Consider the following 17,892-nt stretch of genomic DNA (forward strand, 5'->3'; position numbering starts at 1 on the left):
CGCGGGCCGGCCGCCCGCGAGAAAAGGAGGCTGCAGATGGTCCTGATCCTGGTGGAGCCCAGCTATTCCCGCAGCGTCTGGTGCCTGAACCTGCTGGACGGCCTGACCAGCGAGTTCAAGCAGAAGCGGGTGCCGTTCCGTCAGATCGCCTCGCTGGACGAGGCGGACGCGGACGACCGCTACATCTACCTCATCGGCTCGGACAACGCCTGGGTGCGGGCGGCGCTGACGGCCTGCAACCGGCTGGGGGTATACCCGATCCTGCTGTGCAACCAGGCCTATCACACCTTTGACGCGGACTACAGCACCGTCTGCAGCGACGTGATCAACTCGATGCGCCGCCTGGTGGAACTGCTGCGCGCCCGGGGGCATGGCCGCATCGCGCTGTATGGCGTCAACCCGCAGTCGGTCTCGGATGAAAGCCGCATGAACAGTTATCTGGCCGCCCGCGCGGCGGCCGGGGAGGAGGACGGCCGGCAGGATGTGTTCTTCAACAGCGGCTCGCTGGAGAACTGCTTTGAAGAGTTCATGGGCCGGGCGGACGAATACGACGCCGTGATCTGCGCCAACGATTTTGCGGCCATCTCGCTGGTGCGGCGGCTGGGGCTGCGGGACAAAGCGCAGCTGGAACGCCTTGCCATCGCCGGCTGCGCCGACGCGCGGCTCGCCCAGCTGTACGGCGGGCATATCCTGTCGGTGCGGGTGAATTTTGTCGAGTACGGCCGGGCCGCGGTGACCCTGCTGGAAAATCTGCGCAAAAACCCTTACCTGTCCCATATCATCATGATGATCCGCTGGGATTTCAGCCTGCTGGACGGGGCCGTTGCCCCGGCACCGCCGCCCCGCCCCAGAGAAAAGGCGCCGGCGCTGCCCGACGAGCCGGACGTCTTTTATGAGGACCGGGAACTCAACGAGATGATGCTGCTGGAAAAGCTGCTGGGCGGGTGCGAGGACCCGGACCACGAGATCATCCGCCTGCTGCTGCGGGGGGAACCCTATGAAAAGATCGCCGAGACCTGTTTTTTGACCGAGAGCGCCATCAAGTACCGGATAAAAAAGATGGTGCGCACCTGCTGTGTGCAGGGCCGGAAAGAGCTCACCGCCCTGCTGCGGCGCTATCTGCCCGGCGGCGATCCGGGCGGGCACTGATCTGCGTTTTTTTAGTCACAAAAGCGGCGCTGCCGGCGCCCGCAGCTGCGGGGGAGGGGTGCCGCTTTTGCCACCGTCTAAAAAGCATGTTATTTTTCACATAAAAAATAGACTTTTGAAAAGCAATATAATCATTTATCATAAAATCAGAGCAAATATCTGCGGGAAAGCCTGCGTGCGGGCCGGATCGCCGCGGATAAAAGTGATAAGGGAGAAGGAAATGGGAAACGTTATCGAGTTCAGAAACATCACAAAGTACTTTCCCGGCGTGAAAGCCCTGGATGACATCAGCTTCACCGCCAGGGGCGGGGAGGTCCTGGCCCTGATGGGGGAAAACGGCGCGGGCAAGTCCACGCTGCTGAAAGTCCTCAACGGGGATTATCAGCAGGACATGGGCGACTATCTCGTCAACGGCGAGCCCTGCCATTTCAGCAGCCCCCGCGAGGCGGTGGCCGCGGGCATCGGCGTCATCTACCAGGAGCGCCAGATCATGCTGGAGCTGACGGTGGGGGAAAACATTTTTCTGGGGCGGCTGCCCACCGGCTTTTTGGGCCACATCAAAATGAACGAGGTCCACGAGCGGGCGCAGAAGATCATTGACGAGTTCGGGCTGGACATGCGCTCCACCGACAGGGTGAAAGACCTGAGCGTGGCCTATCAGCAGATGGTGGAGATCATGAAGGCCTACAGCCGGGAGAACCTGAAGATGATCGCCTTCGACGAGCCCACGGCCAGCCTGAGCGACGCCGAGATCGACAGCCTGTTCCGCATCATCCGCAAGCTGCGGGACGAGGGCAAGGTGATCATCTACGTCTCGCACCGCATGGCGGAGATCCGCGAGATCGCCGACCGGGTGGCCATCTTCAAGGACGGCTGCTTTGTGGGGGAGGCCCCGATCCACGAGATCACCGACAAGCAGCTGATCGAAAAGATGGTGGGACGCGATCTGGGCGACGTCTTTGCCGCCCTGGACAAGGACAAACAGATCGGCGAAGTGGTGCTGGAGGTAAAAGGCCTCAGCTCGCCTTACCTGAAAGACGCATCCTTTGTGGTGCGGGCAGGCGAGGTGGTGGGCTTCTCCGGCCTGGTGGGCGCCGGCCGCACCGAGGTGGTGCGGGCCATCACCGGCGCGGACCCGCGCACCGGGGGCGAGGTGCTGCTGGACGGCAAGCCCCTGGTCTGCCGCTCCCCGCATGACGCCATCAAAAACGGTGTGGTCATGGTGTCGGAGGACCGCAAGCTGGAGGGCATCATCCCGCGCATGAGCGTGGGCCGCAACATCGCGGTGGGCAGCCTGGACGCGCTGTCCAACCGCTTCGGCGTCATTGACAAAAAGCGCGAGACCCAGATGGGCGTCGACGGCAAGCGGGAGTTCAACATCAAGACGCCGGACCTGGAAAAACCCATCGTGGAACTGTCCGGCGGCAACCAGCAAAAGGCGATCGTGGCCCGCTGGCTGCTCACCCAGCCCCGGGTGCTGATTTTGGACGAGCCCACCAAGGGCATCGACGTGGGCGCCAAGTCCGAGTTTTACAATATGATCTGCAAGTTTGCCAAAGAGGGGCTGGCGGTGATCCTCATCTCCTCTGAGATGCCCGAGGTCATCGGGCTGTCGGACCGCATCGTCGTCATGCGGGGCAGGCGGATCGTGGGTGAGATCCCCGCCGCCGAGGCGACCGAGGAAACACTGCTCACCATGGCAATGATGGAGGAACACGTTCATGAATGAGAAAAAATTCAAGCTGCCCATTTCCGGCAACCAGCTGGTGCTGATCTGCGCCCTGGTGGGGGTCACCGTCATCTTCTCGGTGCTCAACCCCAACTATTTTACTTACACCAACCTGATCAATATCCTGGTCTCGTCCACCCTGATCGGCCTGACCTCGATCGGCATCACCTTTTTGATCATGACCGGCGGCAACGACCTGTCGGCCGGCGCGGTGGCCGCCTTTGCCGGCGTTTTCGTCGCCTGGGCGCTGAAAGCCACCAGCCTGCCCTGGCCGCTGCTGTGCCTGGCTGCCATCGCCATTGCCGCGGTGGCCGGCCTGCTGAACGCGCTGATGGTGACGAAGCTGAACATCGTGCCCTTTATCGCAACGCTGGCAAGCCAGTCGGTGTGGCGCGGCTTTGCTTATCTTGTGTGCGGCGGCAAGCCGGTCTCGGTGGCGGACAAGGGCTTTATGGCCTTTGGCAAGTCCCGCCTGGGCGGCGACAACGGCATCCCCTACACGGTGATCCTGATGGTGGTGTTCTTCGTCATCTTCGCCTACATCCTGGCCAAGACCAAGTTCGGCCGCAGCATCTTCGCCATCGGCGGCAACGCCGAGGCGGCCCGTCTGGCGGGCATCAACGCCAACCGTGTAAAGACCATCTGCTATGTGATGACCTCCATGTTCGCGGCCCTGGCGGGCATCATCCTGGCCGCCCGCATGAACTCCGGCCAGCCCGCGGCCAGCCCCAACCTGCACTTTGACGCCATCACCGCGGCAAACCTGGGCGGCGTCTCCATGGTGGGCGGCGTCGGCTCCATCCCCAGCGTGGTGCTGGGCGTGCTGCTGGTGCAGGCGTTCAACTCCGGCCTGAACATGGTGGGCGTATCGTCCTACTGGCAGTACGTGGCGCGCGGCATGCTGCTGTTCGCCTCGCTGGCCATCGACTTCTACCGCCAGCGCACCCGCGCCCGGCGCCTGCTGGCCGACAGCATGAAAGCGCTGTAAAAAGCGTGTGCCGGCCGCCGGCCCCGCCCTTTGGGCAGCACGGCCCTGCGGCCGCTGGCGCGGCGCCCTGAAACTGTATTTTTTGGCCGCGCGCCGCGGGATCTCCCCGCGGCAGCGGCTGAAAATAAAAAAATCACGGAGGAAAAAAGCATGAAAAAGTTTGTATCACTGCTCCTGGCAGGCATGATGGCGCTCAGCCTGGTGGCCTGCGGCGGCTCGGACAGCTCTTCGTCCGCCGCCTCTGTCGGTTCCACCCCCGACGCCAGCTCCGCCGCTGCCGGCGGCAAGGTGGAGGCCCTGAACATCTACGGCATCTACAAGTCGGAGTCCACCTATTTCGTCAACGAGGCCGCCTCGATCGAAAAGACCCTGAGCGAGCTGGGCGAGAAGTACGGCTTTGAGGCCACCTGGCACTTCAACAACTGCGACGGCGACCCCGAGAAGTACATGACCCTGATCGACACCGCCATCGCCGACAACGCCGACGCGATCGTCACCTGCATCCCCGACCAGACCATGTCCCAGTCGGTGGTGGACAAGTGCAACGAGGCGGGCGTGCCCATCATCGCGGTGGACGACGGCCTGATCGACACCGAGGGCAACAAGATCGCCCCCTGGTTCGGCATCGACGCCTATAACATCGGTTACACCGCGGGCGAGTGGATGGCCGACTACGCCAAAGAGAACGACCTGCTGGACGACCCCAGCGTGGGCCTGCTGTACATGACCATGGAGACCGTCTCCTCCTGCGTGCCCCGCACCGAGGGCGAGAAAGACGCCTGGAAGGATAAGCTGGGCGACGCTTTGAGCGACCGCACCTATGAGGCCGATTACGTGAGCATGTCCGAGGAGGCCTACAACAGCGCTTCCGCCGTCATCACCGCCCACCCCGAGATCAAGACCTGGCTGGTCATGACCCCGTCCGAGAACGGCGTGCTGGGCTGCGGCGCTGTGCTGGAAGAGGCGGGCCTGGACGGCACCAGCTGCATCATCGCCCTGGGTGCTGACGAGATGGTCAACCAGTGGGCCGACGGCAACTACTCCGTCTGCCGCGCTTCCGCTTACTTCTCCGGCAAGGTGGTCGGCAAAGAGGCGATCACCGCCGTTGTCGAGTACCTGGTCAACGGCACCGAGATCCCCGCGGAGTACGCGACCCCGGCCGTCATCGTCACTCCCGACAACTACGCGGATTACGTGCTGTAAGAACTTATATTCCCACCCGGGGACACCGGATGGGGCGGGACTTTTCCGCCGGGCAGAGCGGCCCCCGCAGCCCCGCTGTGCGGGAGGGGGACCGCCGGTGCAGACGGGATGCCGCCCGGCCGGCCGCCGGCCGGGAATACGGGTTCCTGAGCTTTGATCACGAAGTGGAACAATCGGGAGGAAGCTCCCGATTGTTCTTTTTTCCCAGAGAAGAAGGCCCGGCCGCGCCGGGGATGGAGGTAATACAGTGAGGACTGTACAGTACGAATTGATGAGGCCGGGCGAACTTCTGGCGGAAAAGGAGCGCTTTTCAGTGGCCTACCTGCCGGTGGGCCCGCTGGAATGGCACGGGCCGCACATGCCCTTTGGCACCGACCCGCTGGACGCCCAGGCCGTGGCCCGCGGGGTGGCACAAAAGATCGGGGGCGTGGTGTTTCCCACCCTGTACTGCGGCACCGAGCGGGCCCGCACGCCGCAGGAGCTGCAGTGCATGGGCTTTGAGGAAGAAGACCTGTATGTGGTGGGCATGGACGTGCCCGCCAACCCGGTGAAAAGCTGCTATTTCCCCGAGGAGGCCTTTGGCATGATCCTGCGCGAATATCTGCTGCAGATCGTGGAACAGGGCTTTCGGCTGGTGGTGATAGTCAACGGCCACGGGGCGTCGGGCCAGCTGGCCACGGGCGAGCGGCTGGCAAGGGAATTCACCCACAACACGCCCGCCACCGTGCTGTTCACCCGGGCCATGCAGAAGCTGGAAGAGGGCGACCAGCGCCTGGGCCACGCCAACATCTCCGAGACCGCCATGCAGATGTACATCAGCGGCGACAGCGTGGACCTGAGCCAGCTGCCGCCCAGAGAGGTGCCGCTGAAGACCTGCGATTGGGGCATTGCCGACGCGCTGGAGTTTCAGGGCCTGGGCAACGCCGCCCACACGGTGGAGCAGGACCCGCGGGACGCCACAGCGCAGCTGGGCCGCCGCTATGTGGAGAACGGGGTGCAGCGCATTTCGGATCAGGTGCTGGCCGCCTATGCAGAGCTGGAACCCCGGCAGGGGACAAAGGCATGACCGCCAACTACCACACCCATACCGCCCGCTGCCGGCACGCCGTGGGAGACGACCGCGCGTATGTGGAGCGGGCCATTCAGGGCGGCCTGCAGGTGCTGGGTTTTTCCGACCATGCCCCTTACCCTTTCCCGGGGGGCTACCGCTCTGATTTTCGGATGGAGATGGGCGAGCTGGAGGGATATGTGTCCTCTGTGCTGGACCTGAAGCGGGAATACCGGGACGACATCCGCATCCATCTGGGGCTGGAGGTGGAGTACTATCCGGCTCTGTTCCCCCAGCTGCTGCGGGCGCTGGAGGGGCTGCCCATCGAGTATTTTCTGCTGGGGCAGCACTATCTGGGCAATGAGCAGGGCGCGCCCTACAGCGGCGCGGCCACCGCCGACCCGGCGGTCCTCAAGGGCTACTGCGACCAGGTCATCGCGGGCATCGAGACGGGCTGCTACACCTATCTCGCCCACCCGGACCTGATCCATTTTTGCGGGGACGAAGCCCTGTATGACAGCGAGCTGCGCCGGCTCTGCCGGGCGGCAAACAGACGGGGCCTGCCGCTGGAGATCAACTTTTTGGGGCTCTGGCAGGGCCGCCATTACCCGGACGAGCGGTTCTGGCGCATCGCGGGCCAGGAGGGGTGCAGGGCCATTTTTGGCTGCGACGCCCACGACCCGCTGCGGCTGTGGGACCCGCCGGCGCTGGACCGCGCCCGGGCCCTGGCGGCGCGCTGGGGCCTTGCGGTGCTGGACAGGGCCGCGCTGCGGGACCCGCTGGCGCCGGGCGCCGCCGGGGCGAAAGCAGGCCCCACAGAGAAAAACCGGGCCCCGGCCCGGAAAGGAGCGACAGTATGAAACGCAGACCCAATATCCTGGTGTTTTTCACAGACCAGCAGCGGGCGGACAGCTGCGGCTGCTACGGCAGCCCCAACGGGCTGACCCCGTTTCTGGATTCGCTGGGGGAGGACGGCGTGGTTTTTGACAATGCCGTCAGCTGCCAGCCGGTGTGCGGCCCGGCCCGGGCGGTGATCCAGACCGGCCAGTTCGCCACCCGCAATGGCTGCTATCGCAACGCCATCGACCTGCCCGCGGACGGGCAGACCCTGGCCCGGCGCATGAAAGCGGCCGGCTATAAGACCGGTTATGTGGGCAAGTGGCATCTGGCCGGCACCGGCGTGGAGCCGGTGCCGGAAGAGCTGCGCGCCGGGTATGAGGATTACTGGATCGCGGCGGACCTGCTGGAGTTTTCCTCCGGCCCCGAAAGCGGTTTTGTGTTTGACAAGCAGAACCGCAAGCGCGAGTTTGAAAAGTACCGGGTGGACGCCATCACCGATTATGCCGTCGAGACCCTGCGGGCCCACGACCCGGCCGAGCCGCTGTTTCTGTTCGTCTCTTATCTGGAACCGCATCATCAGAACAACCAAAACCGCTATGTGGCCCCTGAAGGGTACGCACAGCGGTATCAGGACGCCTGGGTGCCCGACGATCTGGTGGCGCTGGACAAACCCGACGCCGACTGGCGCGCCAACCTGCCTGATTACTACGGCTGCATCCGCCGCCTGGACGAAAACCTGGAGCGGCTGGTGGGGGTGCTGAAAGAGCGGGGGATGTACGAGGACACCATCATCGTGTTCACCTGCGACCACGGCTCCCACTTCCGCACCCGCAACGGCGAGTACAAGCGCTCCTGCCACGAGGCCAGCGTCCACATCCCGCTGGTGTTCCGGGGCGGGCAGTTCCGGGGCGGGCGGCATGCCCGGCAGGCGGTCTCGCTGGTGGACCTTGCCCCCACGCTGCTGGACCTGGCCGGGGCAGCCCCGGCGGAGGAGATGGACGGCCGCTCGTTCGCCGCCATGGCCGGGCAGGACATCCCGGGCTGGGACGAGGCGGTGCTCATCCAGATCAGCGAGAGCGAGGTCGCCCGCGCATTGCGCACACCGCGCTATAAGTACTGCGTCACCGCGCCGCACAAAAACCCCTGGCTGGACGCGTGCAGCGATCTGTATGTGGAGGAGTGCCTGTACGACCTGCAGCAGGACCCGTGGGAGTTGAACAACCTGATCGCGGACCCGGCCTGCCGGCAGGTCAAGGAAGAGCTGCGCGCCCTGCTGCTGGAGAAGATCGCCGCCTCCGGGGAGGAAACGCCGGTGATCCTGCCGCTGGAGCGCTGAGCAGGACTTCCTTTTTCACAGGGCCGCTGCAGAGGCGGAAAACAGCACCGCAGGGCTAAAAGCCTGTGCCGTCAGTGCAGCCGGTCCGCGGGGCTGCCGGTACGGCCGGGGCTCCCGCCGCCGTAAAAGCGGCGGAGATCCGCGGCAGCAAAACAGACCTGCGTTCTGGTGAGAGCGGTGAAAAAAGCCGCGGCGGAGCAGCGACTGCTTTTCATCCCGGCGCGCGGCTGCCGTGCAGCGGCGGCGAGGGGCAGGCCATGAAGATAAGTTGTTTTTTAATAGTCATGTAGCCTGTCCTCAGGCTGCGGCGAATAGAAACAACATATTTTTTATTGCGCATCAATAAAAAGCAGCTGCGAGGCTGTTTGGGCATCCATCTGGCCCGCCTCGGGCCGCGGTGAATAAAAACAAAAAATGGCCGTGGGCAAGATTTGGCGGTCCTTTGCCCGGCTGCCACTCAGCGGCGAGAGGCAAAGCCCTCACGGCAGCTTGGATCTCAGCAGCGGGCGCGCCAGCCGGGCCGCTGCAAAAGCTGCGGAGAAAAGCCCATCTTTTACACGCGCCCGTCCACAAAAGTGGATGGGCGCTGCTTTTTTGTCGGGGGGAGCGCTGCGCGTCCCCGGACCACGAAAGCCGCCGGGTCCCGCGCCCCGGGCACGACAGCCGTTTTTGGCCTGACGCTGCGGCCTTGGTCCTGCCCCCGCAGGCAGGCAGCGGAGGGCTTTTGGCTTGCACGCACCTGTTTCAGGCCGGTGCGCGGGACGGGCTGAGCACTGACGCAGGCGGGCATGGGCCGCAGGACGGTCTGAAAAACTTTTTCTTACCGCCCGGCAAAGGTGCAAAGACGGGGGCCGGGCAAAAATACGGCGGCGGGCAGGACAAAGCGCCGGCCCGTCCTTGGCACAGCAGCCGGCGCTCTATGGATCGTTTTTTGTTTTGTCTTTCGGGCGGTGTACCGTTCAGGAGGGCTTTTTGCGCTGTTTCATCAGCTGGTGCAGGTAAACGCTGCCCGACGCGCAGAGCAGACCCTGTACCAGGGAGGTGAACACGGCGGTCAGCACCTGGGAGAGGCCCCGGGGCGTATTCTGGCCCACCACCCAGACCGCGGAGAGCAGTACCCCCGCACAGCCCAGCAGCAGCGGGATGTTTTTGTCCGGCACCGAGGCCGAGCGCTTGAGCAGGGTGCCGAGAAAATTGAGCGCCGGCACCAGCGCCAGCAGCTCCGGCTGGATAAATTTTTTGCAAAGTTCCAGATCCATCGCGCTCGTTCCCCCTTTTTGGACAAAAACGGCAGATCGGGCCCGGCCGCTGCCGGGCGGCGCCCGCCCACGGCAGAAAGCGCCCCGCGGTTTCAGCACGCCCCTTTTGCGGCCGGGCCGCCTTTTAAAAACGGCTTTCCGGGCAGGGCGCTTTTCCTTTTTGAAAAAAGCGGCTCTCTTTGGAGCAAGCTCCGCTTTTGCTCTGCTCGTCCCGGCGGCGGACGTGGCGTTCCCTGTGCGCCGCCGCACCGCCCCGGTCCCGCACGGGGCGGCCGGCTGTCTCACCGCCGCGCGGTGTCCGCGCGGCGGAACGGCCGATGCGGCGCCCGCATGAGAGGACTGTTTTTTCCAGTGTATGCAGGCGGGCGCGCAGGCATGCCCGGCAAGGTGTTTCAGCGCCGCGCGCCGGTGTTTGCTGCGCGGGGCAGCGGCTGAGACCGGCCCCTGTTCCCGGCGGCTGCGCCGGGCAGGGATATTTTTTGCGCCGGGCGCAAAAAACTTGCCCCCGCGCATTGATTTTGCCTCTGTGATTCTCTATACTGAAGTTGGAAAGGGCCGCGCCGCCAAAAGGCGGGCCGCCCCGGCGGGGAGAGAAACGCTCTTCCGGGGGCCGCGGCTCAAAAACCGGACCCAGAGGAGGGATCATCATGAAAAAGTTCGTCGTCACCATTGCCCGGGAAAATGGCAGCGGCGGCCGCGCGGTCGGGGAAAAGCTGGCCCAGCGGCTGGGGGTGCCCTTTTATAACCGCGACCTGCTGCGGCTGGCCTCGGATGAGAGCGGCATCAGCGAGCAGCTTTTTGCCCGGGCCGACGAGGAGGTCAAGCGCACGCATCTCTTCCGGGTGGCCCAGGACGCCTATAAGGGCGAGGTGATCCCGCCCGACCGGGACGATTTTGTCTCCAACGAGAATCTGTTCCGCTATCAGGCCCGGGTCATCCTGGAGCTGGCCCGCACCGAAAATTGCGTCATCATCGGCCGCTGCGCGGACTATATCCTCAAGGACTATGAAAATGTGGTGCGGGTGTTCGTCCACGCCCCGCTGGCGGCCCGCATCTCCACCATTATGGAGCGCCATAATTTGAGCGAGGAGGCGGCCCGCCGCGAGATCGCGCGCGTTGACAAGCGCCGGGCCAATTATTACCGCACCTTTACCGGCACCGACTGGCGGGACGCCAGCCATTACGACCTCTGCCTCAATTCCGCCGATCTGGGCCTGGACAAATGCGTCGGCCTGGTGGAAAAATTTCTGGATATCCGCCTCGGCGATTGAGGCCCGCGTCAGCACGCGCACCCATCCGCTTCCGGCCGGGGTCTCAGGGGCCCCGGCCCCTGCGGTCTTTGCGCCCTGCGCCCTGAAACACAAACGCCCGCGCTTTGCATCGGCAAAGCGCGGGCGTTATCTGTATGCTTTTGATCTGCGCGCAGGCGGCAAGGGCGAAAGACCGTCCGCCGCCGGCTCAGAGCAGGGCTTCGATAAAATCGCTCAGGATGTCCAGCTGGGTCTCGGCGACCGTCAGCGGCGCCAGCTGTTCGATGGTAAAAAACTGCAGCTGCCGCGACTCTTTGCTGCAGTGCAGCACCGGCTCGTCCTCCAGCACGATCCAGTAGACCGCGCTGATGATACGGGCGATATTGCCGTCCGGGTAAGCGGCGATGCGGCTGGGGTCGGAGTAGACCCCCACAAACTGCAGCAGGCCCGGGGACACCGCAAGGCCGGTCTCCTCGCGGATCTCCCGCAGGATGCAGTCCTCAAGGCTCTCCTCCGGCTCCATGGCGCCGCCGATAAAGGCCCAGCGGTCGCTGTCGGCCCGGCTCTCCATCAGATAAGTGCTGCGGTACTGGATGATGGCGCAGGCGCCCAGGATCGGGGGCTTGTTGGGCCGGGGCGCAGCGGGGTTTTTGTAGTAAAAGGCCGCTTCCGGCATGTTGGACGCCTCCTTTCAGCTCCTGTTATTATTTTAACACAAGCCGCGGGCGTTGGAAAGCAAAAAGCGGAGAATGGCGGGGCTCAGGCGGTCTCGCGGCGCGTGAAGATCTGCTTGCGCTTGACAAGGAAGATGACAAGAGAGGTGCAGGAAGCTGCGATGTCCGCAATGGGCTCGGCCCAGTAGATGCCCATGACGCCGAAAAACCGGGGCAGCAGCAGCGCCAGCGGGATCAGCAAAAAGATCTTGCGCAGCAGGGCAAGGAACAGGCTGATCTTGGCCTGGCCCAGCGAGAGAAAGGTGATCTGACAGGCGATCTGGATGCCGAACGCCCAGATGCCGGCAAAGTAGATGGGCATCACCGTGGCCGTCATGCCCAGCAGCTGGGCGTCGGGCGTGAAGATGCGGGCAAAGACGGAGGGGAACAGCACCACCGCCAGACAGCACAGCACCGTGAAAGAGAGGGTGACGGTGAGCAGTTTGCGGAAGGTCTCTTTGGCGCGGCCGGCATTGCCCGCGCCGAAATTGTAGCTGATGATGGGCTGCGCCCCCTGGGCGATGCCCTGGGTGGGCAGCATGATGAACTGCAGCAGGCTGGTCATGATGGTGAGGGTGCCCACATACAGATCGCCGCCGTAGTTCTGCAGCCCGCGGTTGAGCACGATGTTCACCAGGCTCTCGGTGGACTGCATGATGAAAGGGGACACGCCCAGCGCCGCGATGGAACCCACCAGGGCCGGCGTCAGGCGCAGGTTCTCTTTGCGGATGCGCAGATGGGTCTTTTTGCCCAGCAGGAACCAGACGATCCACACCGCGCTGACAGCCTGTGAGATGATGGTGGCCAGCGCCGCGCCGCGCACCCCCATGTTCAGCGCAAAGATAAAGATGGGGTCCAGCACGATATTGCTCACCGCGCCGATCAGCACGCTGAGCATGGCGGTGGTGGCAAAGCCCTGGGCGCTGATAAAGGCGTTGAGCCCCAGCGAGAACATCACAAAGACGGTGCCCAGCAGATAGATGGAGATATAGTCCTGCGCATAGCCGATGATGTTGTCCGACGCGCCGAACAGATAGAGCAGCGGCCGCTTGAAGATCAAAAACACAGTGGTCAGCACCACGGCCAAAAGGGTCAGCAGCAGGGTGCTGGTGCCGAGGATCTTTTCCGCCTTTTCATTTTTGCCCGCGCCCATCTGCATGCTGGCCAGCGGCGCGGCGCCCATCCCCACAAAGGCGGCAAAGGCGGAGATGATCATCAAAATGGGGAACGTGACCCCCAGGCCGGTGAGCGCCAGCGCGCCGGTGCCCGGGATGTTGCCGATATAGATGCGGTCGACGATGTTGTAAAGCACGTTGATGAGCTGGGCGATCACCGTGGGCACGGCCAGTTTGAAGAGCAGCCTGCCGATGGGTTTGGTGCCGAGCTCGCTTTGAGACTGAGCCAATGGAAGGACCTCCTTGAAAGACAACATAATCCGCGGCGCGGGTTCATAGAAATGCAGAAAGGGACAAACCCGCCCCGCCCGGCGCGCCTGGCGCGGACAGGCGGGGCAAAAGCCGCCAGATACCTATTATAGAGCGGGCGGGGAAAAAATACAAGATGGTTCTTTTGTGAACTATTTAAAACAGAAAAAATTTTGCCGCCAAGCACCGCATACCGCGCGCCGGGGCGGCCGCCGAAAGTCATCCTACAGGTATCCGGGCAGATGCGCGGCAGAGCACCGCGCGCCGCCGGGACGGCCGCCGTCCGGGTGGGTTCCCCGCAGAGGGCAGGGACTCCGTTTGCCTGCCGCGGGCGCCGGTGCGGGAGCCGCCTGCTGCGGCCTCTTTCCCGGGCAGACCGCGCCCCGGCAGCCGCGGGGGCAGCGGAACGCCATCCTCCCCGCACCGGGCGGCTTTCGCCCGAAGCGGGGTCTGCCCACCGCGTAAAACGCAGGGACGCCGCCCTCCCTGACCCGGGCAATTTTCGCCCGGGGCGCTGCGGTCCTGCCGCTGCGGCCCGTGAAAGCCGGGCCCGCGCCGTCTCGCACGGACGCGCCGCCCGGGCGCTGCCGCCAGGGGAGAAGCGTTTGACGGGGCAGGGGGATTCGCCTATAATAGACAAAAAGCGCTTTTCCGCGCGGGCCGCAGGGCCGCCGCGGAGGAGAAAGCGGAACGCAAAAACGGACAGGAGAGTGCAAAATGGAATGCGATTACGACGTGGGGATCGTCGGCGCGGGCCCGGCGGGCCTGGCGGCGGCCGTCTATGCGGCGCGGGGCGGTCTTTCCGCGGTCTGCTTTGAAAAAGAGGTCCACGGGGGCCAGATCATCAATTCGCCGGAGGTGGAGAATTATCCCGCGCTGGGCAAGGTCAGCGGCGTCGAGTTCGCCACCGCCCTGTACGAGCAGGCGACCGGGTTTGGCGCGGCGGTGGAGTACGAGGAGATCCTCTCTGCCGACCTCGAGGGCGAGGTCAAGGTGCTGCACGGCGCCTCCCGCGACTGGCGGGTGCGGGCGGTGATCCTGGCCGGGGGCGTCCAGCGCCGCAAGCTCGGCTGCCCGGGTGAGGACAGGCTGCTGGGCAGGGGCGTCAGCTATTGCGCCACCTGCGACGGCGCGTTTTTTGCGGGTAAGACCGTGGCGGTGGTCGGCGGCGGCAACACGGCGGTGGAGGATGCGCTGTATCTTGCCACCCTCTGCGAAAAGGTGGTCCTCATCCACCGCAGACAGGGCTTCAGGGCCACCGAGGCGGAGCTGGCCAAGCTGCGCGCCAACCCCCGGGTGGAGTTTGTGCTGGACGCGGCCGTGGCGGAGGTGCGCGGTGCGGAAAAGGTGGAGAGCATCCTCGTCAAAAGCACGGCGGGCGCGCCCGACCGGGAGATCCCGGTGGCGGCGGTCTTTGTGGCGGTGGGGCTGATCCCGCAGAACGAGCGGTTCCGCGGCGCGCTTCCCCTGACGCCGGAGGGATACCTGCAGGCGGATGCGGACTGCCGCACCGCCCTGCCGCGGGTCTACGCGGCGGGCGATACCCGCAGCAAGACCCTGCGCCAGCTGGTGACCGCCACGGCGGACGGCGCGCTGGCCGCCAGCAGTGCGGTCGCGGACCTGTCGGGGGACGCGACGCTGTAAGGCCGGCGCCGCCCGGCCCGGGCGCGCTGCGCCGCGGGGGCAGCGCGGTGGAAAAGGGGCAGGGAGGCCCGCGGCGGACGGCACGCCGTTTGCTGCGGGAAAAGGAAAGACACAGGAGGGGAAGCGTATGGCGAACAAGAGACCGGCCCGCAGCGGCGGGAAAGGGCCGTTGACCGCCGTTTTGGCGGCGGTGCTGGTGGTGGCCACCGCAGTGGCCATATTCGGCGGCTGCGGCGGCGGGGAGAGCCCGGCGCAGAGCGGGGCCTCTTCCGGCGCAGGGGCTTCCTCCATCCCGCTGGCGGCAGGCGCGCCGTCCCAGGCGCCGGGGACCGGCCCCGCCGGGAAAGAGGAATACCGGGCGGTCTGGCTGACCTATCTGGAATATCAGGGAATGGACCTGAGCAGCGAGGCGGCGTTCCGCGCGGCGGTGGCCGCGGCGTTCGACCAGATCAGGGGGCTGGGGGCAAACACGGTGGTCGCCCATGCGCGGCCTTTTGGCGACGCGCTTTACCGCAGCGCGCTGTTCCCCTGGAGCCATCTGATCACCGGCGTCCAGGGGGGCGACCCGGGCTATGACCCGCTGGCCGTGATGGTGGAAGAAGCGCACAGCCGCGGCCTGCGGCTGGAGGCCCTGATCAACCCCTACCGCATCCGCGGCGCCGGCGGCGCGCCCGAGACGCTGGCGGAGAACAACCCCGCCGCCGTTTACGCGGCCGACCCGCAAAAAAGCGACTGGGTGCTGCAGCAGGACGGCGGGACCTATTACAACCCGGCCATCCCCGAGGTGCGCCAGCTGATCGTGGACGGCGTGCGGGAGATCTGCGAAAATTATCAGGTGGACGGCGTGCAGTTCGACGATTACTTTTACCCGGAGGGGGCGGACGACAGCTTTGACCAGGCGGCGTATGAGCGGTTGGCGGCCGGCGCGGACCGGGGCGACTGGCGGCGGGAAAACGTGAACGCCCTGGTGCGGGACGCCTATGCGGCGGTGAAAGAGATCGACCCGGCGCTCACGTTCGGCATAAGTCCACAGGGGAATAATGATAATAATTACAACATTCAGTATAGCGATGTGGCCCTTTGGATGGCGCAGGGCGGCTATGTGGACTATGTGATGCCGCAGATCTATTGGGGATTTGATTACCGTACCGGCAGCGGGCGGGATGATTTTGCGTTTGAAAACTGTCTTGCCCGCTGGCTGGCACTGCCCCGGGCCGAGAGCGTCAGCCTCTATGTGGGGCTGGGCGCCTACCGCATCGGGGCGGGGGACGGCGGCAGCAACGACCAGGCAGAGTGGTCCAGCGGCTCCAACCTGGCCCGTCAGGTGGCGGCGCTGCGTCAGGCGGGCGCAGACGGCTACGGGCTGTACAGTTATCGCTGGCTGTTTCAGAATGACCAGCCCACAGTGGCGGCCGAGGTGGAGGCGCTCACCGGGGCGAACGGGTGAACGCGGGCCCGAAGCCCTCGCCGCGGGCGGGGATAAAATGGGATCTGGAAGCAAAATAATACGCCGAGGATAATAAATTGTCTGAAAGCGTAAAACCGATCTGCACCGGCGGGCCCCTGCCCGCGGTGCAGACATTTTTTGAAAAAAGCGGCGTGCAGCCGCTGCCCCCGGCCTGTCGGCGCAAGGGGTGTGCGGAGGGGCGGCGCTGGGGGGCGCGCCTCACGGCGCGCGGAAAAAAGAAAGCGGGGCGCGCCCCGCGGTTTCGGAGGGAAAGACCGGATGAGGATGAGACATAAGGCCTATGCCAGGCCCGAGCTGGAGGCCTGCCCGTTTTTTATCGGGGACCCGGAGCGGTGGAAAGGGCGCTGGCAGGAGGCGTTTGACCGGCCCGGGCCGCTGGTGCTGGAGCTGGGCTGCGGCAAGGGGGCCTACGCGGCGGCGATGGCGGCCGCCCACCCGGAGATCAACTATCTGGCGGTGGATTATCTCAGCGACGTGCTGGTGCTGGCCAAGCGCCGGGTGGAAGAGGCGTATGCGGCGGCCGGGCGGCCGGTGGACAACTGCCGTCTCACGGCGCTGAATATCCAGTGGATCGACGCCGACCTGGGACAGGAGGATGTGGTGGAGCGCATCCACATCAATTTTTGCAACCCGTGGCCCAAGTTCGGCCACAAAAAGCGGCGGCTGACCCATCCCCGCCAGCTGCAGAACTACCGCGCTTTTTTGCGGGACGGGGGCGAGATCTGGTTCAAGACGGACGACGAGGGGCTGTACCGGGAAAGCCTGGAGTATTTTGCCCAGTGCGGGTTTTCGCTGCGTTATCAGACGATGGACCTGCACGCCGACGAGCCGGTATGGAACCTGCGCACGGAATATGAGGAGAAATTTGCCGCACAGGGCGTGCCCATCAAGGCGCTGATCGCAGTGAAGGAACCGTAAGGCCGGTTTGCCCGGCAGCGGGTCCGGGGCGCGCGGCGGCCAGCTTCCCCGGGGCCCCGGCTGCTTTTGCGAGTGGAACACAGCGCGGACTGCGGCGCGGAACAGAGCTCGACTTTTTCTTTTTCCTCCATACAAAAGGAGATCTATGTGAAAAAAATTGCGATTGTGACAGGTGCGTCCGGCGGCATAGGGCAAGAATTTGTACAGGAACTCATAAAAGAAGCGCTTGATGAAATTTGGGTGATTGGAAGAAATAAACAGCGCCTTTTTGCCCTGAAAGACGAGTTCGGCGAAAAAATCATCCCGGTATGCAAGGATTTGACTGATCGTGCGGATCTGCTGTCTATTTCAGACTTGCTAAAAGGACGGGATCTGACTGTAAAATGGTTGGTGAATAACGCTGGAACTGCAAAAATGGCGCCCTCAACAGATCTCTCGTTTTTGGAAATAGAACAGACGATCGACTTGAACTGTAAAGCTCCTATTACATTAATGAATATTTGTATTCCGTTTATGGAAAAAGGATCAAAAATACTTAATATTTCTTCTGCTTCTGCGTTTCAACCTGTGCCATTTATAAATTTGTACGCTTCCACAAAGGCGTTTGAGCGCAATTATTCCCGTGCCCTTAATAAAGAGCTGAAATCTGCTGGAATAACCGTAACAGCAGTATGTCCCAGTTGGGTGGATACCCCAATGTTGACAAAGGAACTGAATGGCAAGAGCATCCGTTTCCCGGGGATTGTCACCCCGGAAAAAGTGGTAAAAAAAGCCTTAAAAGACGCAAAAAAAGGAAAAGATATGTCAATTTGCTCTTTGTATGTAAAATGCCAACATATAAATGTCAAGTTGCTGCCGCAAACACTGACAATGAAAATTTGGCTTCATAGCATCAAAAAGTATTTGTAGACTGAGCGCCTCTC

16 protein-coding genes are annotated in these 17,892 nt (G+C 63.9%); 12 read left to right on the forward strand and 4 right to left on the reverse strand.

All coding sequences use genetic code 11. The features are described from left to right. The first annotated feature begins 36 nt into the window (after nt 1–36). The 7 genes from H8S23_RS08765 to H8S23_RS08795 all read left to right on the forward strand — a co-directional run bounded on the left by H8S23_RS08765 (nt 37) and on the right by H8S23_RS08795 (nt 8,293). Nucleotides 37–1,149 (forward strand): substrate-binding domain-containing protein, encoded by a 1,113-nt coding sequence (locus H8S23_RS08765; protein ID WP_186887971.1) that lies wholly within the window; start codon nt 37–39, stop codon nt 1,147–1,149. Between the two features lie 220 nt (nt 1,150–1,369). Continuing rightward, nucleotides 1,370–2,878 carry a sugar ABC transporter ATP-binding protein gene (locus H8S23_RS08770; protein ID WP_186887972.1) on the forward strand — a complete coding sequence of 503 codons (1,509 nt, stop codon included), beginning with the start codon at nt 1,370–1,372 and terminating at the stop codon, nt 2,876–2,878. Beyond that, on the forward strand, nt 2,871–3,866 hold the full coding sequence (locus H8S23_RS08775) for an ABC transporter permease (protein ID WP_186887973.1): 996 nt from the start codon (nt 2,871–2,873) through the stop codon (nt 3,864–3,866). Before H8S23_RS08770 ends, H8S23_RS08775 begins: the two co-directional genes overlap by 8 nt. A 150-nt stretch (nt 3,867–4,016) precedes the next feature. Beyond that, nucleotides 4,017–5,069, forward strand: a complete 1,053-nt coding sequence (locus H8S23_RS08780; RefSeq protein ID WP_186887974.1) for a substrate-binding domain-containing protein — start codon at nt 4,017–4,019, stop codon at nt 5,067–5,069. Nucleotides 5,070–5,316: 247 nt separating this feature from the next. Then, nucleotides 5,317–6,135 carry a creatininase family protein gene (locus H8S23_RS08785; protein WP_186887975.1) on the forward strand — a complete coding sequence of 273 codons (819 nt, stop codon included), beginning with the start codon at nt 5,317–5,319 and terminating at the stop codon, nt 6,133–6,135. Further along, nucleotides 6,132–6,977 carry a histidinol-phosphatase gene (locus H8S23_RS08790; protein WP_186887976.1) on the forward strand — a complete coding sequence of 282 codons (846 nt, stop codon included), beginning with the start codon at nt 6,132–6,134 and terminating at the stop codon, nt 6,975–6,977. The genes H8S23_RS08785 and H8S23_RS08790 overlap by 4 nt, the downstream gene beginning before the upstream one ends. Further along, complete coding sequence (locus H8S23_RS08795) at nt 6,974–8,293, forward strand: sulfatase family protein (RefSeq protein WP_186887977.1); 1,320 nt, start codon at nt 6,974–6,976, stop codon at nt 8,291–8,293. Before H8S23_RS08790 ends, H8S23_RS08795 begins: the two co-directional genes overlap by 4 nt. A 211-nt stretch (nt 8,294–8,504) precedes the next feature. Here the strand turns inward: H8S23_RS08795 and H8S23_RS08800 are convergent, their stop codons facing one another. Continuing rightward, complete coding sequence (locus H8S23_RS08800; RefSeq protein ID WP_186887978.1) at nt 8,505–8,666, reverse strand: hypothetical protein; 162 nt, start codon at nt 8,664–8,666, stop codon at nt 8,505–8,507. Nucleotides 8,667–9,252: 586 nt separating this feature from the next. Next, entirely contained in the window at nt 9,253–9,552 is a 300-nt protein-coding gene (locus H8S23_RS08805) for a phage holin family protein (RefSeq protein WP_186887979.1), read from the reverse strand. Nucleotides 9,553–10,199: 647 nt separating this feature from the next. Between H8S23_RS08805 and H8S23_RS08810 the strand changes: the two genes are divergently transcribed. Beyond that, nucleotides 10,200–10,823, forward strand: a complete 624-nt coding sequence (locus H8S23_RS08810) for a cytidylate kinase-like family protein (RefSeq protein WP_186887980.1) — start codon at nt 10,200–10,202, stop codon at nt 10,821–10,823. Between the two features lie 187 nt (nt 10,824–11,010). Here H8S23_RS08810 and H8S23_RS08815 read toward each other — a convergent pair whose 3' ends face one another. Next, the gene (locus tag H8S23_RS08815) at nt 11,011–11,478 is read right to left on the reverse strand and encodes an NUDIX domain-containing protein (protein ID WP_186887981.1); all 468 of its coding nucleotides are present in this window, start codon (nt 11,476–11,478) and stop codon (nt 11,011–11,013) included. A gap of 83 nt (nt 11,479–11,561) precedes the next feature. Then, entirely contained in the window at nt 11,562–12,920 is a 1,359-nt protein-coding gene (locus H8S23_RS08820; protein WP_243165966.1) for an MATE family efflux transporter, read from the reverse strand. Nucleotides 12,921–13,656: 736 nt separating this feature from the next. Between H8S23_RS08820 and H8S23_RS08825 the strand changes: the two genes are divergently transcribed. The 4 genes from H8S23_RS08825 (at nt 13,657) to H8S23_RS08840 (ending at nt 17,878) form a co-directional block, all read left to right on the forward strand. After that, complete coding sequence (locus tag H8S23_RS08825; protein WP_186887983.1) at nt 13,657–14,583, forward strand: NAD(P)/FAD-dependent oxidoreductase; 927 nt, start codon at nt 13,657–13,659, stop codon at nt 14,581–14,583. A 127-nt stretch (nt 14,584–14,710) separates the two neighbouring features. Next, nucleotides 14,711–16,030, forward strand: coding sequence for a glycoside hydrolase family 10-like protein (locus H8S23_RS08830; RefSeq protein WP_186887984.1), 1,320 nt, complete (start codon nt 14,711–14,713; stop codon nt 16,028–16,030). A 279-nt stretch (nt 16,031–16,309) separates the two neighbouring features. Continuing rightward, a complete protein-coding gene (gene trmB, locus H8S23_RS08835; protein WP_186887985.1) occupies nt 16,310–16,969 on the forward strand; it encodes a tRNA (guanosine(46)-N7)-methyltransferase TrmB in 660 nt (219 codons plus the stop codon). 147 nt (nt 16,970–17,116) lie between these two features. Next, nucleotides 17,117–17,878 carry an SDR family NAD(P)-dependent oxidoreductase gene (locus H8S23_RS08840; RefSeq protein ID WP_341479910.1) on the forward strand — a complete coding sequence of 254 codons (762 nt, stop codon included), beginning with the start codon at nt 17,117–17,119 and terminating at the stop codon, nt 17,876–17,878. Nucleotides 17,879–17,892 lie beyond the last annotated feature (14 nt).

It is taken from the genome of Anaerofilum hominis (assembly GCF_014287275.1).
Classification (GTDB): domain Bacteria; phylum Bacillota; class Clostridia; order Oscillospirales; family Ruminococcaceae; genus Pygmaiobacter; species Pygmaiobacter hominis.